This is a genomic window from Mycolicibacterium pyrenivorans (genome assembly GCF_025821625.1).
GTDB classification, from domain to species: domain Bacteria; phylum Actinomycetota; class Actinomycetes; order Mycobacteriales; family Mycobacteriaceae; genus Mycobacterium; species Mycobacterium pyrenivorans.
The window spans coordinates 1-18,563 of the sequence record NZ_JACKSH010000075.1; the positions used below are offsets into that span (position 1 = coordinate 1).

Below are 18,563 nucleotides of genomic sequence, written 5' to 3' on the forward strand. Positions count from 1 at the left end.
GGTTCGGCGGCGCGGCGCCCGCGGGCTTGGGCGGCACCGGCGGCGGGTCCGGCGGGGGCTTGGCGGACATGGCCGCCTTTACCCGCCCGGACGGGACTGAGTCGGTGGACGCGGGGACGTTCGGCGACGGCGTGGCGGTGCGGCTGCCCGACGGCAGCGTGGTGATGGCGCCCAACGCGGTGGCCGCCAGTGCGGTGCGGCATGCGCTCACCCAGCTCGGTGTGCCCTACCAGTGGGGTGGCACCACCCCGGGTGTCGGACTGGACTGCAGCGGCCTGACGCAGTGGGCGTATCGCGAAGCGGGACTGAACATTCCGCGGCTGGCTCAGGAGCAGGACATCGGAGGAGCCATCGAGCAGGGCGCGTTGCGGCCCGGCGACCTCGCGGTGTGGGACGGTCACGTGGCGATGATCGTGGGCAACGGCACGATGATCGAGGCGGGCGACCCCGTGAAGTTGTCCCCGATCCGCACGTCGAACCTGGATCAGGGCTTCCAGGGGTTCTGGAGACCGACCGCGTGACGATCTTGCGCCGGAATTGCATTCCAGCAGCGAAAGTGCGAGAACGGGCCTGCTGGAATGCAATTCCGGCGTAAGTCAGACGGTGATCGCTTGCCTGGTGGTCTTCGTCGCCGCGGCCGCGGTGCTGTTGATCCGCCGACGGCGCGAGCCCGCGCTCGCCTGAAGTCAGGACGCGGTGAGCAGCACTTTCAGCGCACCCGTTTCGGCAGCGTTGGCGAACACGTCGTAGGCGGTTTCGAACTCGTCGAGCCGGAACCGGTGGGTGACCATCGGCGAGGTGTCGAGGCGGTGGCTGGCGACCAGCCCGATCAAAGTGGGTGTCGAGTAGGTGTCGACCAGCCCGGTGGTGATGGTCAGGTTCTTGATCCAGATGTCCTCCAGATGCAACGTCGCCGGCGCCCCGTGGACGCCGATGTTGGCGACATGGCCGCCGGCGCGCACCAGGCGCACGGCCAACTCGAAGGTGTCCGGCACGCCGACGGCCTCCATCGTCACGTCAGCTCCCAGGCCGCCGGTGAGCTCGGCGATCACGGCCTGCGGATCGTCGCGGCCGTTGTTGACCACAACGTCGGCGCCGAATTTGCGGGCGGCCTCCAGTCGGGAGTCGGCCATGTCGATCGCCACGATGTGGCTGGGGCTGTACAACTTCGCGGTCAGGATCGCGGCCAGCCCGATCGGGCCGGCTCCGACGATCGCCACCACGTCGCCCGGACGCACCTGCCCATTGAGCACACCCACCTCGTAAGAGGTCGGCAGGATGTCGGCCAGCACGATCATCTGCTCGTCGCTGACACCGTCGGGGACCTTGTGGGTCGAGTTGTCGGCGTAGGGCACCCGCACGAATTCGGCCTGCGTCCCGTCGATCAGGTGGCCCAGAATCCATCCGCCGCCGTTGAGGCACTGCCCGTAGCTGGCGTCGCGGCAGTATCGGCAGCTACCGCACGCAGTGACGCACGACACCAGCACCCGGTCGCCGACGGCGACCCGCTGCACCGCTTCGCCCACCTCGACCACCGTGCCGACGGCCTCGTGACCCAGGATGCGTCCCGGCGTCACCTCGGGCACGTCACCCTTGAGGATGTGCAGATCCGTTCCGCAGATCGTCACGGTGTCCACCCGCACGATTGCATCGGTGGGCGACGCTATTGCCACGTCGGGCACGTCGGTCCACGCCCGCTGCCCGGGTCCGTGGTAGACCAATGCCTTCATCATGTCTCCTTCAGTTGACGGTTGAACGTCGCGATGGGTCGTGCGTTGACGGTGCGGCCGCGGCGCAAACAACCCCATCAGCGCCCGAGCGCGTGGACAGCCGCGGACAGCTGCCCGTACACGGCCAGCTCCGCCCGCAGCGGCGTCAGGACGAATTCCTCCCCCACCGCGTCGACCCGCTGTCGCAGTTCGGCCGCCGCCCGCCGTCGCCGCCGGGCAGCGCCCAGCGCCACGAAAGGCCTGATAACCACCCGCAGCAGCAGACCGAGGACGAGTCCCCCGACGAGCAGCACGGTCGGCAAGGCGAACGGGCCGAGCGACGGCGCATCGAGATCGATCTGCAGGTATGCGAGCACCGCAAGGACCGCCAGCCACACCCCGCCCACGACGGCGGTGGCCAGCAGCAGCCACTGGACCGCCTCGACCGCGCGCCACCACCGCGGTGACCGGTCCATCCCGAGGTGTGCCCCACCGACGGCGCGGTCCAGGGCATCGGGCACCGCCGGGGCCCGTGATTTCGCCGCCTCCAACAGCATTCGGGGCCACGGTGCGGGCAGCCCGCTCGACGCGGTGTCGGCGAGCGACCGGACCGCGCTGTCCACCCCCGCGCGCGACGCCGCCGAGGCGGACGGCAACGAGGTCCGGCGCAGCACGACATCCTGCGCGTCGGACTGACCCAACCCCAAGCGCCGCAACGAATCCTGCCGGAGCTTGGGAATCCACCGCAGCGGCGGCCAGCCGACGGCTGCCAGTCCCCGCCGCTCGTAGGCCCGGCCCACGGCGGTTACCACCGCCGGGACACCTGCGGCCCCGGCGATGGCGCTCTGCAGCCGTCGCTCGGCGTCCCGCAGCGCAGGTTCGGACCGTCGCTGCGGGACCAGCGGCGTCAGCCGCGCGGCCACCGAGTCCAGGTCCGCGCTGACCCGCGCCGTGCGCGCCCGGTGGTCGGCCACCGTCGAGGCCAGGAACGCATGCAGTGGCGCAGCCCCGTCCGGCGTCACCGCCGAGGTGGCCAGCACCGGCACGCCGGCCAGGCCGTCCTCGGCCAACAGTCGCTGCAGGTCCCGCAGGCAGGAATCCAGGTCGTCAGCGAACAGCCGGTCCGACTGGTTGAGGGTCACCACCATCACCTCGCGGTGCGCGGCCAGCGGCCGCAGATACGCGTCGTGCAGCACCGCGTCCGCGTACTTCTGCGGGTCGAGCACCCAGACGAAGGCGTCGACGAGACGGACCAGCCGATCCACCTCGGCCCGATGGGACAGCTCGGTGGAGTCGTGGTCGGGCAGGTCGAGCAGGACCAGCCCGGACAGTTCGGGGGCGTCCGACGCCTCCCGGTACTGCCGGGCCCCGATCTGCAACCAGTCCAGCAGCTCGGACGCGCCGGAGGGCCCGAACACCACGGCCTGGGTCGCCGACGTCGTCGGCCGCCGGATGCCGACCGTGGCGAGCGGCGCCCCGACCACGGCGTTGAACAATGAGGACTTTCCGCTGCCGGTCGCGCCGGCCAGCGCCACCACGGTGTACTCCCCGGAAAGCCGCAGCCGAGTGCCGGCCCGCTCGTCGAGCGCGCGCAGGTCGGCGAGCACCTCGTCGGGCAGCCTGCCGGCCCCGAGCTCGGCCACCGACGACAATGCCTCCAGCCGTGCCGCGAGCGTCACCGCAGCACCGCCGCAACGTGATTGGCGACCGCCCGCAACTCGTCACCGGACACCATCGACGACGCCGAGCCGAGCACGTCGCGGTACCGGTCACCGTCCTGGGACAGTAACGCGCCCACCCGGGACAGCAGATCCTCGCGCGCCTGCCGGGCCAGACCGCGGACCGCCTGCTCGCCGAAGATCGCCTCGAGCACCTTCTGGCTTGCCACCGACGTGCCTCCCGCCACCGCGATCTCGGCCCCGGTCAGGCCGGCCGTCTGGCTGAACACCGCCAGCATCACCACCAGCCCGGCGCCGTTGACGCCGTAGGACGCCAGCCGCGCCCCCGACCGCTTCGAGGCGCCCTCGGTGCGGACCAACTCGAGCACGAACTCCTGCCAGTCGCGGACCAGCCGCTCGACGGTCTCGGTCAGACCGGCGGCGGGACGGGCCAGCTCGTCGCGCAACAGGGGTGCGCCGGCCTGGTGCCGCGCCCAGCAGCCGTACGCCGTCTCCGCGGCCTCCTCCACCGCGGCCTGCACGACCGTCGCGATGCCGGTCTCCAATGCCGACCCGAGCTCCTCCACCGGGGTGGGCCGTCCGCTCACCGCGGCCACCACGCGGTCGCGGATCCGGCCGACCCGCGACTCCATCCTGCGCAGGAACTCCCCCGTCCCGACCACGTCCTGCCAGCGGGCCAGCACCTCGCCGCGCAACAACGCGCCGTCGCGGATCGCCTCATCGACCCGATCCAGCGCGTCGCCGTAAGCCGAGGACACACAGGATTCCAGCTGTGCACGCACCGCGGACTGCTCGTCAGCCGCGTCTGCCAGCGCGTACGTCCGAGGCGGCAGGCTGCGCAGCGCTCCGTCCAACGTGTAGCGCACCACCGCCGCCCGCTGCTCCGCGTCGGCGGTCAGGCCCGCCAGCCACGAGCGGATGGGCGCGACGGCCTTCTCCCGCAACCGTCCGCTGCGCAGCGACTGCTCGACCACGACGAACAGCGGCGCACCGCCCAGCCCGTTCGCCGCGAGCATGCCCGACAGGTGCGCACCGACCTCCTTGACCGCCTCGGGCGGGCAGCGGTCGAGCACGATGGCGATCGCCGTGCCGCGGTCCCGCGCGGTGTGCAGCAGCTGCCACGGCACCGCGTCGGCGTACCGGGCCGCGGTCGTCAGGAAGATCCACAGGTCGGCGGCGGCCAGCAGCGTGGCCGCGAGCTCCCGGTTGGTGCTCACCACACTGTCGATGTCCGGCGCGTCGAGCAGCGCGAGACCCGGCTCCATCCCCGGATTCGGCGCGATGCGCAGGCCGTCGGGCCCGGACGATCGCGGCAACTGCGGCAGGATCCGGTCATCGACGAACCAGGGCACGTCCGACGGATGACACACGATCACCGGGCCCCGGGTGGTCGGCCGCAGGACACCGGCCGGGCTGACATCGGCGCCGACCAGCGAGTTGATCAGCGTCGACTTCCCCGCGCCCGTCGACCCGCCGACCACCGCCAGCAGCGGCGCGTCGATACTGCGCAACCGGGGGATCAGGTAGTCGGCCAGCTGTCCGGTCAACTCCCGGCGATCACGCTCGGCCGACCACGCCGACGAAGCAGGCAGCGGAAAGGCCGTCCGCGCCAGCACGTCGCTCAGAGCTGCCACCGCATCGACGAGGTCGGTGGCTTCCGTCATCACTTCAGCCTGCCCTAGGTGGTCGTGCAGGCGGGCTGGTTTGCCACGGCAACCACGACCGGAAAAGACGCCTCATGGTGTTCTCTATACCCACGGCGTGGCAATCAGGTCCCTACCCGCTCATGGCGTCCCGCACCGTCCGCACCGTGAACCGCGGCGAACTCGGCCACGCGCACAGGCGCCGTCGCCGGTGTGCTCTGCGGCGGAGCGTCTGTGATGGTGGCGTGGAACAGCGACCGGATGCAGTGTTCCTTCACCGCCTCGAGCATGCGCACAAACATGTCGTAGCCCTCGCTGTGGTATTCGACGACGGGGTCGCGTTGAGCCATCGCACGCAGCCCGATGCCCTCTTTGAGGTAGTCCATCTCGTAGAGGTGCTCGCGCCACTTGCCGTCGATGGAGTCGAGCAGAATGTCGCGCTCGAGCCGACGCATCGCCCCCGCGCCGACCCGCTCCTCGATCTCGGCTTCGCGTCGAGCCAGCGCACGCTGAGAATCCTCGATCACCGCGTGGAGCAAAGACTTCCGGGTCCACCGGCCGCCGGGAGCCGGCGAATGACGTTCCAGCGCAATCGGATACAACGCCCTCAGAGCTGCCCACAGTGCATCGAGATCCCAATGGACGGCACGGCGCTCGGCCGTGGCCTCCCGGACGTAGGCGGTGACGACTTCGAGCAGCATGTCGCGAACCTGGCGCTGCAGATTCTCGCCCTCGAGAATGCGTGAGCGTGCCGCGTAGACAACCTTGCGCTGCTGATCCATCACCTCGTCGTATTTGACGACGTTCTTGCGTGTTTCGAAGTTCTGCTGCTCGACCTGCGTCTGGGCGCTCATGATCGCTCGAGTGACGACGTTCGCCTTGATCGGCTCGTCGTCGGGCATCTTCAACCGCGTCATCAGCTTTTCGAGATTCACGGTGCTGAACCGTCGCATCAACTCGTCACCCAGCGAGAGGTAGAACCTCGTCTCCCCCGGGTCGCCCTGCCGGCCCGACCGGCCACGCAATTGGTTGTCGATGCGGCGGGACTCGTGTCGCTCGGTACCCAGTACGTAGAGTCCGCCCAGTGCCGTGACTTCCTTTGCCTCCGCGGCAGATTCGGCCTTGACCTTGGGACGTTCCGCGCGCCAGGCGGTCTCGTACTCATCGGGTGTCTGTACCGGGTCCAGGCCCCCGGCCCGAAGCCGCTTGTCGGTGAGGAAGTCGACGTTGCCGCCGAGCATGATGTCGGTTCCGCGGCCGGCCATGTCGGTGGCGACGGTGACCGCGCCGCGCCGACCCCCCTCGGCGACGATGGCCGCCTCCTGCTCGAGGTGCTTGGCGTTGAGCACGGTGTGCGGGATTCGCCGTTCGGTGAGTTGGCATGACAGGTATTCGGACTTGTCCACGCTGGTGGTGCCGATCAGCACCGGCTGCCCCGTCGCGTACCTGCCGACGACGTCGTCGACCACCGCGTTGAACTTGGCCAGTTCAGTCTTGTACACCACATCCGCCTTGTCGCGACGCACCATGGGCGCGTTCGGGGGGATGGTGATGACGCCCAGCCGATAGATGTCGCGAAACTCCGATGCCTCGGTCTGCGCGGTACCGGTCATGCCGGCGAGCTTGTCGTAGATCCGGAAGTAGTTCTGCAACGTGATCGTGGCCAATGTCTGATTCTCCGGCTTGATCTCGACGCCCTCTTTCGCCTCGATGGCCTGGTGCAGGCCCTCGTTGTAGCGGCGGCCCATCAGCACGCGGCCGGTGAACTCGTCGACGATCAGCACCTCTTCGTCGTCGGTGACGATGTAGTCCTTGTCGCAGTGGAACAGTTCCTTGGCGCGCACCGCGTTATTCAGGTGACCGACCAGCCATGCGTGCGCGACCTCGTACAGATTGTCGATGCCGAGTTGATCCTCGACCAGGGCGACACCTTCCTCGCGGACACCGATGGTGTGCTTGCGAATGTCGACCTCGTAGTGCGTGTCCTTCGTCATGAGCGCGGTAAGGCGCGCGAACTCGCCGTACCACTGCGACGCGTCGTCGGCGGGGCCGGAGATGATCAGCGGCGTGCGCGCCTCGTCGATGAGGATGGAGTCGACCTCGTCGACGATGGCGTAGTGGTGTCCCCGCTGGACGCGATCGTCCCGCCGGTGGGCCATGTTGTCGCGCAGGTAATCGAACCCGAACTCGGTGTTGGTGCCGTAGGTGATGTCTGCGGCGTAGGCGGCGCGCCTCTCGTCGGGCTTCATGTCTGACAGGACCACTCCGACGTCCAAGCCCAGGGAGCGGTGCACCCGCCCCATCTGTTCCGCGTCACGCTTAGCCAGATAGTCGTTGACGGTGACGATGTGTATGCCTTTGCCGCCGAGCGCGTTGAGGTAGGCCGGCATCACTGATGCCAGCGTTTTCCCTTCACCGGTCATCATCTCGGCGATGTTGCCGAGGTGCAGAGCGGCACCGCCCATCACCTGCACGGGGTACGGGCGCAAGCCGAGCACCCGCCAGGCGGCTTCACGCGCCACCGCGAAACCCTCGGGCAGCAGGTCGTCGAGATGTGCCCCGTCGGCGATCCGCTTCTTGAACTCGTCGGTTGTGGCCCGCAGTTCGGCATCGGTCAGCTTCTCGATTCCGTCCGACAGACCGTCGATGTAGTCGGCAATCCCGCTGAGCTGTTTGACAGTCCGGCCTTCTCCGAGTCGGAGAACATCAGCCAGCACTAGGGATGTCCTCAGTCCGGACAAGGTCCCGGCGCGACGGCACGCGGCCACCGCACCTGCCGTCGGCCCGCGTGCTCACTCCACCACTGTGCCAGGGGTGGAGGCCCTGCCGAATGGCATTGGGGGGTTCATCGCGACCACCAAAGGCACGCGTTGCAGGGACCTAGGTCCCTACCGGCAAGCGGTAGGTCCGGGTTGACTCAGCAAATCATCGATTGATAGCCGATCTGCATAACTAGGGGAAGAATAGTGGCCACCGTTGCCAAGCCGTCAACTGTAACCCCGTCGCAGAAACTGACCTGGCAATTGGTGCACGCCGAGCCCGGTGCGTGGGTGTATTCGGTACCGGGGGTCAACCCGGCTCCGCTGGTGCGCGGCGCCGGCAGGGGTTGGGTGCCGGAGGGCACCCCGGCCGAACACGATGAGCTCGTGAAGCACTCGGCCCTGCATTACGCCGAGTACATCGGCCGGGTCGGGGTGTTGGCCGCGGCGCTGGGTGTGGGGGCCGCGGTGGCCGGCACACCGGGCATCGCGTGGGCCGAGCCCACCGAACCGGACACCACGACCTCGACATCCTCGACGGAGTCAGCCGAGGACGCCTCCGAGACGGCGTCCGAGTGCAGCTCGGACGACGCCGAGACCCCGGAGACCACCTCGGAAGCTGAGACCACCTCCCCGTCGGTGGCAGAGACGACGGAATCTGCCGGCTCCGGCACGGAGACGTCGACCGGGGAGACCGCCCCCGGGGTTGAGTCCACGACCGACCCCGCCGTGACACCGGACGCCCCGGCAGACGCGGCCCCCTCACCGACAACCCCTACCGGTAACGGTGAGCCGACCGCGGCCCCCGCCGTTGAGGCACCCGGCCAGACCGTGACACCGCCCAGCACCGAGCCGCGACACGACAGCCCGCCGTCGACAGCGACGGGCGAATCCGCCGAATCGACAGCGTCCATCTCCTCCACGCCGGTGATGGAGGTTCCTGCGCCGCTGGAGGAGCATTTCAGCACCTCCGGCGCCGACACCACGACCGCCTCACTGCCGGAGGCGGCGGATGCCGCCACCACCGCAGCCGTCTCAGAGGTTGCCCCAACCGCCGCAGAGCCGGAAACACCCGCCTCGGTGAGCACCGTGAACCGGGTACTCGACACCGTGCTGGCGCCGTTGACCGCGCCGGCCAGTCCCGCCGCCCAGGCCGCCCAAACTCCCTTGCAGTGGGGCGTTTTCGCGTGGGTGCGCCGCGCCTTCTTCAACTCCACCCCCAAACTGAGTTACGACCCCACCACCACCTCGCAGGTGGACAACACCATCACCGGCAAGGTCACCGTCATCGACCGTGACGGCGACACCGTCACCCTGAGCGCCTCGACCCCCATCAACGGCGGCACCGTCGTCGTCAACCCCGACGGCACCTTCACCTACACCGTGCCCACTACCCTGTACACCACCGGCGGCACCGACACCTTCACGATCACCGCCACCGACCTCAACAGCAGCGGCCATATCCACGGCCTGCGAGGCCTGCTCAACAACATCACCTTCGGACTCGTCGGAAGCCCCGGGCACACCGCCGCCACCACGCTCACCCTTGATATCGCTGCGGCGACTGCTCCCATCCCGGCCACCCCCGCCTACACACTGGGCACCACCCAACCGAGCACCGGTGCCGTGCCCGGCGAAGTCCACGTCACCGACCCCGATCTCGACCTCGACTCCCTGACCTACACCGTCACCGGCGGGCCCGTCGACGGCAACGTGACCCTCGACGCCGTCACCGGAGCGTTCACCTACACCCCCACACCCACCGCCCGCCACGAAGCCTCCGCCGAGAGCGCCACCCCCGACCAACTCGCCGACACCTTCGCCGTCACCGTCGACGACAGCCGCGGCGGCGTGCTCACCGTGCCGGTCACCGTGACCATCGACCCGCTCAACACCCCACCGAGCATGACCCTGGTCGCCTCCGACCCCGACAGCCTGGGCACCGTCCACATCACCATCACTGTGACCGACCCCGACACCGATCCGGTCACCTACCTCGTCATCCACGACCCGGCCTACGGAACCCTGACCCCGACTCCCGGCGGCTACGACTACACCCCGACCGCCGAAGCCCGCCTGGCCGCAGCAGCCACTCCTGGCATCGTCACCGAAACCTTCCAGCTCCAAGCCAGCGACGCCCACCACGGCACCGACACCGAAACCGCCACCGTCACAATCAGTCCCGCCAACGGCGAAGTCACCCGCACCATCGCCGACAGCACTGCCGGACTAACCGCGACGGCCGCGCCGACCGGTGCTGTCACTGTCACCATGGCGGGCACCTTCGGGGCTCATCCCAAGTACGAGACAATCACCGCCCCCTGGGGCGGCACGTTGGCTGGACGGGAGCTGGGATTCAACACCTTCCCCTCGCAGTCGGGCATCAACAGCGCCTACCGTGCCCAAGGGGAGTGGCTGGAGAGCGTCAAGGGTGTCTCGCTCGGTCCGGGCGAGACGCCCGTCCTGGTGACCTACTCGCTGTCGACGCACGCGGTCGTGGGCCGTCTGCGCACCGATCCCGAGAGCCTGCGCGGAATCCGCATCATCATGCTGGGCGCGCCGGAGACCCCGGGTAACCCCAATGACGGCAACGGCTATCAGAACACCGAGGGCCTGCCGACGACCGGCGATCTGTCCAACGTGACCATGGTCGTGGTCCAGTACGACCCGGTGGCCGACGCGGCGGTGAGCCCCAACTACTGGACCCGCAGGAACGCCCGGATGGCCACCCACACCTATGGGTACAACGGCCTGGATCTCACCGCTCCCGACGCGGTTCACGTCGACCCGGTCACCGGGGCGACAGTGCTGTATTTCCGCTCCGAGGTGCTGCCGATGCTCGAGTGGCTCGACCCCTGGGTCAGCGACGAGAAGATGGCCGAGTTGGACGCCAAGTACCGCCCGCTGATCGAGGCGGGCTACCGCCGCCCTGATGGCATATTCAGCCCCGCGTGGGAGGCCGCTCAAGCCAATATCGCCACGGTGGACGCATAGCGTGACGCCACGTCGCCACCGGGAACCGACACATCTTTCAGCTTGTCGGCTGCGGCCCGAAGCTCGGCATCGGTTAGCCTCTCCAAACCGTCGGCCGGGCTGTCGAGGTGATCGTCAATCCGTCTGAGCCGCTTGACAATACGACGCGTTGCCCTCGTCACGGCCAATCTCCCGAAGGTGCTCACATGCGGCCACCCGAATCAACTGTGATCTCGACCTACAAAAGGCACACTGCTGTGGGACGTATGACCCTATTACCCCCTGGGGCATCGGCGTCAACTCAGCAAACCATCGACAAATAGCCGATTAAGTCCGCGCACAACAACACGACGGACTGTGCGCCGACCGGACACGTCGAGTCTGAGATCGGGTGTGCTCCAGCCAGATCCGCGACATCGCCGCGCGGATCGAGCGCGGTTGTCGGCAACCGGCGCCACGGCTGCTCTGGCGCGGCGACCGCGGGTAGCTCGAAATCAACGGACTCCTCAGAGCTGTCGAGCATCGCATGCACCATCCGCGTGCCGATCACGCTGCGCACCGTCAGCGCGAGCATGTGCGAGCTTTCCGACCAGTCGGGCTGATGCAGCCGATGACCCTGGAACTTCACCAACGATCGGGTCAGGAACCCCCGGAGCGGCAGCCCCGTGCATCACCTGTGTCAGGTCCAATTCCAGCCGCACGTCGATCAGCGTCTCGACGAAACGTCGGATGCCTGAGTGATGCTTTCCTCATTGCGCTTTCGTTCGTAGCTGACGAGGTCGTTGAGGGTGAAGCCATCGTGACAGCCGACGAAGTTGATGCTCTGCTCCAGCTCGGCGGGCCGTTGCCCGAACCGGTCCGGACTGCCGAGCAGCCGGTTGGGCCGCCGTGCGACGGTTGTGCGGTCAACAACCGAGCGCCGTCACCCAATGACAGGCAGCCGCCGCTTACGCGCCAGTTCGGCCAGGCCGTGCTGCATCACCGCGCGCACATGCGCATCGACTCTGCTCACGTCCGGCTCGTCACCGAACTCGGCAACGATGTCGATCGGCGGCAACACCCGCGTGACGATCTTCGTCGGAAGCGGCATGTTGACCGGCAACACCACGCTGAGGCCGAACGGGAAGCCGATCGTCACCGGCAAGATGTTCGTCCGAAAGAGCTTGCGCTCCAACGCCGTCAACCGCAGCGCACGCGCCAGCCACGTGCCCCTGGTGAGGTAGAACTGGTTCTCCTGACCGCCGATCGAGACCGCGGGAACGATGGGTACACCGGCCTCGATCGCGGTAGTCACGTAGCCGGTACGTCCGCCGAAGTCGATGACGTTCTCCTGCCGGGTCGGCCGGTAGACGTCGTAGTCGCCGCCGGGAAAGACCAACACCGGGCTTCCGGTCGCGAGCGCCTCCGCAGCATGCTCAGGGGTCGCGCGGATGACGCCGGTGTGCTCGAAGAAGTCGGCCACCGGCCCGCGGAAGAAGTTGTCGTGCGCGAGCACGTAGAGCGGCCGGCCGTATCCGAACGTTTTGTAGTAGTCGACCGCGATCACCGAGAGATCGAAGGTGACCAATCCACCGGAATGGTTCGACACCACCAGCGACGGGCCGGACGGGATGTTCTCCAAACCCGTTACCTGAGAGCGGAAATAGGTCTTCACGACCAGGCGGCTCAGGTCCACCACGCGCCGGGTGAGACACGGGTCCCACTTCGCGGTCACCGAATGCTCCTCGACGGCCACGTCAAGCGCCGTAGTAGCCCACCCGCAGCAGGGCCGCGATCTCGTCCACCAGCGGCATGCGGGGGTTGGTGCGGTTGCTGAGGTCCTCGAACGCGGTCATCGCGAGTTCGGGTAGCGCGGCGAGGAACTCGTCCTCTGGCACGCCGTACTCCTTGAGCGAGCGCGGCATGTCGAGCCGGTCGAGGAGCTCCTCGACCGCACGGAACAACCGCTCCCGGCTGTCCTCGGGTTCATGCCCACCGAAGACCAATTGTCCCAATTGCGCGTACTTCTCGGGAACCACGTACGCCGAATATCCCGGCGCCGGCATGAACTTGCTGGGCAGGCTCGAGTTGTACCGCATCACATGGGGCAGGAAGATCCCGTTGGCCCGACCGTGCGCGATGCCGAACCTCGCCCCGACGGCATGGGCCAGCGCATGGTTGGTGCCGACGAACGCGTTCGAGAACGCCAGCCCCGCCAGCGTCGCGGCGTTCGACATGTCGGTACGAGCAGACAGGTCGCCGGGATCTTCGTAGGCCCGCGGCAGCGCGTCGAATATGAGTCGTACCGCCTGGGCGCACAACGCGTCGGTGTACGACGACGCGAAGATCGAGATCACCGCCTCCAGCGCGTGGGTCAACGCGTCGATGCCGGTGTCTGCGGTCAACGTCGGCGGCATCGACGACGTCAGGACGGGATCGACTATCGCGAGGTCCGGCACCAGGCTGTAGTCGACCAGCGTCTCCTTCCGGCCGCCCACGGTGAGCACCGCCGCAGGCGATACCTCCGAGCCGGTGCCGGAAGTCGTTGGGATGGCCACCAATTGGATTCGGTGCCGATCCGTCGGGAACTCGGCCACCCGCTTGCGGGGATCGAGGAACGGCATCGTCAACTCGTCCAGGTTCATCTCGGGATGCTCGTAGAACAACCGCATCGCCTTGGCGGCGTCCAACACCGACCCGCCGCCCACGGCGATCACGACATCGGGCTCGGCGCGCTGCAGCAGCGCAACGCCGCGGCGGATCAACGCCTCGTCCGGCTCCGGGGTGACCTCGCTGAACACCTGCACGTGGTGAGTACGCAACTTGCCGCGCACCTGGTCCACCACGCCGCGCTCCTCGCTCAGCGCGTCGGTGACCACCACGACCGTCTCGCAGTCGAGGTCGCGCAGGTTGTCCAGCGCACCCTCGTTGAAGTACGTGTTCGACGGAACCCGGAACCACTGCGGCGGGGTTCGCCGGTGCGCCACCGTCTTGATGTTGAGCAGTTGGCGGTAGTTGACGTTCTCGGTGGTGCTCGACCCGCCCCAGGTTCCGCAGCCCAGCGAGAACGTCGGCGTCAGGTTGTTGTAGATGCCGCCGAGGGCGCCGACCGCGGTGGGCGCGTTGACGAGGATGCGTCCCGTGCGCACGGCCAGGCCGTACCTCTCGATGACATCGTCGTCGTCGGCGTAGATCGCCGACGTGTGCCCCAGCCCGCCGTGCTCGGTGACCAGGACGGCGGCGTCGATGCCGTGCTGCACGCTGTGCGCCCGCACCACACCCAACACCGGCATCAACTTCTCGGCCACCAGCGGATGCGCGGCCAACTCGTCGAGGTCGGAGGGCAGCGGCGCCAGCAGAATCTTGACCGTCGGTGACACGGTGAAGCCCGCGCGGGCCGCCAACTCCGATGCCTTCTGCCCCACGGCCTCCAGCGAGATCTTGTCGCCGCAGCCGAACGCGAAGTCGGCGATCTTGGCGGCCTCGTCGTCGGTCAGCAGGCGGGCGCCCATCCGCTCGAACTCGGCGACCATCTCGTCGTAGATCGCGTCGTCGATGATGCACGTCTGCTCGGCAGGGCAGATCACCGAGGAGTCAAAGGTTTTCGAGATCAGAATGTCGACGACGGCGCCCTTGACGTCCGCGGTCTCGTGGATGTAGATCGGGGCGTTTCCGGGTCCGACGCTCACGCCGGGCTTGCCGGACGCGTTGGCCAGCGCGACGATCTTCGGGCCGCCGGTGACCCAGACGAAGTCCACCTTCGGATGCTTGAACAGGTGGTGGGTGACCTCGTGCGCGGCATCCGGGATGACCTGCAGCGCCCCGCGCGGCATACCGGCGGCTTCGGCGGCCTCGCGCAGTATCTCGACGCTGCGTTCGCAGCAGCGCACGGCGTACGGCGACGGACGGAAGAGCACCGCGTTGCGGGTCTTCGCCGCGACGATCGCCTTGAACAGCACCGTCGACGTCGGGTTGGTCACCGGGGTGATCGCCAGCACCACGCCGATCGGCTCGGCGACATAGCTGATGTTGTTCTCCACATCCTCGTCGATGACGCCGACCGACTTCTTGCCGCGCAGGTAGTCGTGCAGGAACTCGGTCGCCACGTAGTTCTTGACGACCTTGTCCTCGAAGACGCCGAACCCGGTTTCCTCGATCGCCACCGCGGCCAGGTCGGCCGCGGCGCGCAGTCCGGCGCGCACCATCGCCTCGACGATCCTGTCGACCTGCTCCTGGCTGAGCTTGCGGAACTCCCGGGCTGCGTCGGCCGCCGCCTCGACGATGGCGTCGACTTCAGCGCTCCGCTGCTCATCGGGTGGACTCGGGTCGGTCATCGGATGATGGCTAACCGATTCGGTGCCGGTACGTGTCGATGTCATGTTCCCGCCCTTGGCTTCGGCGGACCCGTGCAAAGTCACAATCTGCGGGTTACGCGAATCCACTCGACGGGCTGATGCTACGCCGCGGGCGGTGCCAGGCTGGCCCGTTCACGCACAGTGTGGATCCCCGAGACCCGACGATGGCTCAGCCGGGCGAGGACCGCGGCGGCAGGATACGCAACGCCAGCGCACCCAAGGCCAGCACGGAGAAGATCGGCGTGGCGAAGAGAAGAATCGCCCACACAAGTCCGACACCGACGCCGCTCAAGGCCTTCACCAACGTGAAGACCGCGACGAGCCAGCTGACGCCACCGGCCGCCAACGCCACCACGAGCGCGACCGCGAGCGCACGCCCAAGCCCGTAGTGGCGGAAACCGGTGACGGTCAGAAGCGCCGTGACCGGCACGATCATGATCGTCGCGGCGAGCCAGGGCCGTTCAACACCCGCCCGCATCGCAGGAACGAGCAGACACGCGGCCAGCACCGCCGCGCCGATGATGCCCGCCACCGCCCTGCCCCGGCCATTCGTCATAGCCGGATTGTGCCGAAGCCGAACCAGTGGTGTTGCAGGTTCCGGCGACGGGGCGCAGGTAGGGCCCCTCGATCGCGGTGAGTTCGATCGTCACTACCCATCGCCCCCAGAAGTGACTAAAATCACTATTGCCGTGACGGGGGTCGGCGTGCTTGCAGCGAGGTGTCGGTGGACACCTGGTTTGCGCGGCCCAGGGGGGCTCGATGATCACTGATACCGGACCAACGGCTGACGCGTCTCCGACGAAATTGAACTGGCAACTAGAGCACGCCGAGCCCGGAGTGCTGGTGTACTCCGTACCGGGCGCCAACCCGCCGACGCACCCGCTCGTGCGCCGCACGGTCGACCGCGCAGACCGACGCTGGGTGCCCTCGGGGACGCCAACCGCACGGGATCACCCGGCGAAGCACTCCCCCCTGCATCGCGCCGAGTACATCGGCCGGGTCGGGGTGTTGGCGGCGGCACTCGGCGTGGGGGCAGCAATAGCCGGCACACCAGGTGTCGCGTCGGCGACGCCCGCCGAGGCGGACTCCACCACCTCGTCATCCTCGACCGCGGAATCGGCTGACGTCAGCAGCGACGAGGCCGGCCCCGGTCGGACCTCCACAAGCGAGCCGTCGACCGGTACGACCTCCGCAGACGCCGAGGACGCCGACGCCGAGGACGCCGAGGACGAGGCCGACGCCGAGGACACGACTGCGGACGCCGAGGTACTGGACGCCCCCACCCCGCTGGATGACACGACCAGCGAGACCGTGGAGCAACCCAGCCCCGCACCGCGACAGACCACCGCGCCATCGACAGCGGCGGAGAGTCCCGCCGGACCCACGGCTGACTCCTTTACTGAGACGGTGCCGCTGATCCCCGTGATGCCGGAAGATCAGTCCGCCACCACCGCCGCCGAACCGGCGCCCCCGATCTCTCCAGAGACAGAGCCACCCGCCCCTGTCGGCGTCGTCAAGCGGGTACTCAACACCGTGCTGGCGCCTCTGGCTGCGACGGAGAGCCCGCCCACCCAAACCGTCCAAACCCCTTTGCTCTGGGGCGCTTTCGAATGGGTGCGGCACCCTTTCGCCAATTCCACGCCGGTCTTGAGCTACGACCCCACCACAACCTTGCAGCACGGCAACATCATCACCGGCCACCTCATGGCCAACCAATTCGACTCGGACACCCTGACCCTCACGGCGTCAGCTCCTGTCAACGGTGGCACCGTTGCCATGCACCCCGACGGCACGTTCTCCTACACCGTGCCGGTCACCAGGTACGCCGCCGGTGGCACCGACACATTCACCACTACTGCCACCGACGCCCGCAGCCCCGCCCTCGCAGCGCTGCTCAGCCGCGCCAGCTTCGGACTCATCGGCAACCGCGGCCACACTGCCACCACCACCGTCACCTTGGATATCGCCCCTGTGACGGCCTCCGCCTACGCTTTGGGCGCCGTCCGACACGGCACCGGCGCAGTGCCGGGCACACTCCACGTCACGGCCTCCAACTCCTCGACCTACGCCCTGACGGGCGGCCCGACCAAGGGGCACCTCACACTCGACACCGTCACCGGCGCCTTCGTCTACACCCCGACATCCGTCGCGCGCCACGAAGCGTCGGCTGAGAACGCCACCGCCGACGAACTCACCGACACCTTCACCATCACCGTCGACGACGGCCAAGGTGGGGTGATCAGGGTGCCGGTCTCTGTGGCAATCGACCCATCCAACAGCTCACCGACCATGACCATGGTCGTCTCGGACCCCGACGGTGCCGGCACGGTCCACGTGATCGTCACCGTCACCGATCCCGACAACGACCCGACCACGTACCTCGTCGTCCACGACCCGGCCTACGGCACCCTGACCCCGACTCCCGACGGTTACGACTACAACCCCAACGCCGCAGCCGTCTCGCCCGGCGTCGAGACCGAGACCGTCACCGTCACCGCTTCAGACCTCCACCATGGCACCGATACCGAAACCGCCACTGTCACAATCAGTCCGGCGAATATCTTCGTGCCCGTCGGCACCGCTGCCGTGGTGCCCAGCTCCACGGGCATCAACCTGCCCGCAGCGGCCACGGTCTTCACGCTGCGTGGCCGGAGTTACGGACGGCTGACCCCCGACAGGATGAGTAAAGGACTCAGCGGCATCTTCGCCCAGGATCCCTACTCGATCGTGAAGCTCGACTACCCGACGTGGGGTCTGAACTCGATCAAAGAAGGCGTCAAAATCCTCGACGCCGCGCTGATGTCCACGTCCGGCGACATCATCGTCGCGGGCCACTCGGAGGGTGCCCAAGTCGCCTCCCGCTGGATCCGCCAGTACGCCTCTGACCCGGTCAGGGCAGACCTGGCCACCCGACTCACCTTCGTACTGACCGGCAATCCCCTACGCTCGGGCAGCGGCAAAGCCATCGGCCTGCGCGAAAGTGACGGTGTGATCGGCCAGCCGACACCGACAACCACTCCCTGGCCGATCATCGACGTCGCCCGCCGGTGGGACGGTTGGGCGGACTGGCCCACCGACACCACCAGTGAATGGGCCGTCGCCAACGCCATGGCAGGCCAGAACACCTCGCACATGTTTTACAGCCAGGTTGACCTCTACGACCCGCAGAACACCGTATGGCAGGAAGGCAACACCACCTTTGTGCTGACCCACGAGAACAATCTGCCGATGCTGACCCGCTACTGGTTCGCGCCTTCCGACTTCGAAAGCGTCGTCCGGGCAAAGGTCGAAGCCGGATACGACCGCCCATCCAATGACATCCCAGTCCCAGTCCAACCGATCCAGAGCCTGAAGTGGCAGCGGGTGCTGGAAAGGTTGGTGCTCAAGTTCGGAGCATGATCCTCGTCGTTCGTCAGCTACCCGAGGCGCGGGGTCTGCCGATCATGTCGGAGGAACGTCGGCGGCG

Annotated in this window: 11 protein-coding genes; 3 read left to right on the forward strand and 8 right to left on the reverse strand. The window is 67.9% G+C overall.

Annotated elements, in window-relative coordinates:
• A partial coding sequence (locus tag H7I57_RS10110) for a C40 family peptidase (RefSeq protein ID WP_264023321.1) occupies positions 1-521 on the forward strand: 521 nt, incomplete at its 5' end.
• A 165-nt stretch (positions 522-686) separates the two neighbouring features.
• Here H7I57_RS10110 and H7I57_RS10115 read toward each other — a convergent pair.
• From H7I57_RS10115 to secA, 4 genes are all read right to left on the reverse strand, one after another.
• Entirely contained in the window at positions 687-1,730 is a 1,044-nt protein-coding gene (locus H7I57_RS10115; RefSeq protein WP_264023322.1) for a zinc-dependent alcohol dehydrogenase family protein, read from the reverse strand.
• 77 nt (positions 1,731-1,807) lie between these two features.
• The gene (locus H7I57_RS10120) at positions 1,808-3,388 is read right to left on the reverse strand and encodes a GTPase (protein WP_264023323.1); all 1,581 of its coding nucleotides are present in this window, start codon (positions 3,386-3,388) and stop codon (positions 1,808-1,810) included.
• The gene (locus H7I57_RS10125) at positions 3,385-5,052 is read right to left on the reverse strand and encodes a dynamin family protein (RefSeq protein ID WP_264023325.1); all 1,668 of its coding nucleotides are present in this window, start codon (positions 5,050-5,052) and stop codon (positions 3,385-3,387) included. The genes H7I57_RS10120 and H7I57_RS10125 overlap by 4 nt, the downstream gene beginning before the upstream one ends.
• A gap of 104 nt (positions 5,053-5,156) precedes the next feature.
• On the reverse strand, positions 5,157-7,748 hold the full coding sequence (gene secA / locus H7I57_RS10130) for a preprotein translocase subunit SecA (RefSeq protein WP_264023326.1): 2,592 nt from the start codon (positions 7,746-7,748) through the stop codon (positions 5,157-5,159).
• A 249-nt stretch (positions 7,749-7,997) separates the two neighbouring features.
• Here secA and H7I57_RS10135 point away from each other — a divergent pair, with 249 nt between their 5' ends.
• Positions 7,998-10,784, forward strand: a complete 2,787-nt coding sequence (locus H7I57_RS10135; protein WP_264023328.1) for an Ig-like domain-containing protein — start codon at positions 7,998-8,000, stop codon at positions 10,782-10,784.
• A 280-nt stretch (positions 10,785-11,064) separates the two neighbouring features.
• On the opposite strand, the gene H7I57_RS10140 is transcribed toward H7I57_RS10135, so the two are convergent.
• From H7I57_RS10140 to H7I57_RS10155, 4 genes are all read right to left on the reverse strand, one after another.
• Complete coding sequence (locus tag H7I57_RS10140; RefSeq protein WP_264023329.1) at positions 11,065-11,394, reverse strand: hypothetical protein; 330 nt, start codon at positions 11,392-11,394, stop codon at positions 11,065-11,067.
• 291 nt (positions 11,395-11,685) lie between these two features.
• A complete protein-coding gene (locus tag H7I57_RS10145) occupies positions 11,686-12,477 on the reverse strand; it encodes a lysophospholipid acyltransferase family protein (protein WP_264023330.1) in 792 nt (263 codons plus the stop codon).
• 22 nt (positions 12,478-12,499) lie between these two features.
• Positions 12,500-15,076 (reverse strand): bifunctional acetaldehyde-CoA/alcohol dehydrogenase, encoded by a 2,577-nt coding sequence (adhE, locus tag H7I57_RS10150; RefSeq protein ID WP_264023332.1) that lies wholly within the window; start codon positions 15,074-15,076, stop codon positions 12,500-12,502.
• A 190-nt stretch (positions 15,077-15,266) separates the two neighbouring features.
• On the reverse strand, positions 15,267-15,653 hold the full coding sequence (locus H7I57_RS10155) for a hypothetical protein (RefSeq protein WP_264023334.1): 387 nt from the start codon (positions 15,651-15,653) through the stop codon (positions 15,267-15,269).
• Between the two features lie 287 nt (positions 15,654-15,940).
• Here H7I57_RS10155 and H7I57_RS10160 point away from each other — a divergent pair, with 287 nt between their 5' ends.
• Complete coding sequence (locus tag H7I57_RS10160; protein ID WP_264023336.1) at positions 15,941-18,496, forward strand: PE-PPE domain-containing protein; 2,556 nt, start codon at positions 15,941-15,943, stop codon at positions 18,494-18,496.
• Positions 18,497-18,563 lie beyond the last annotated feature (67 nt).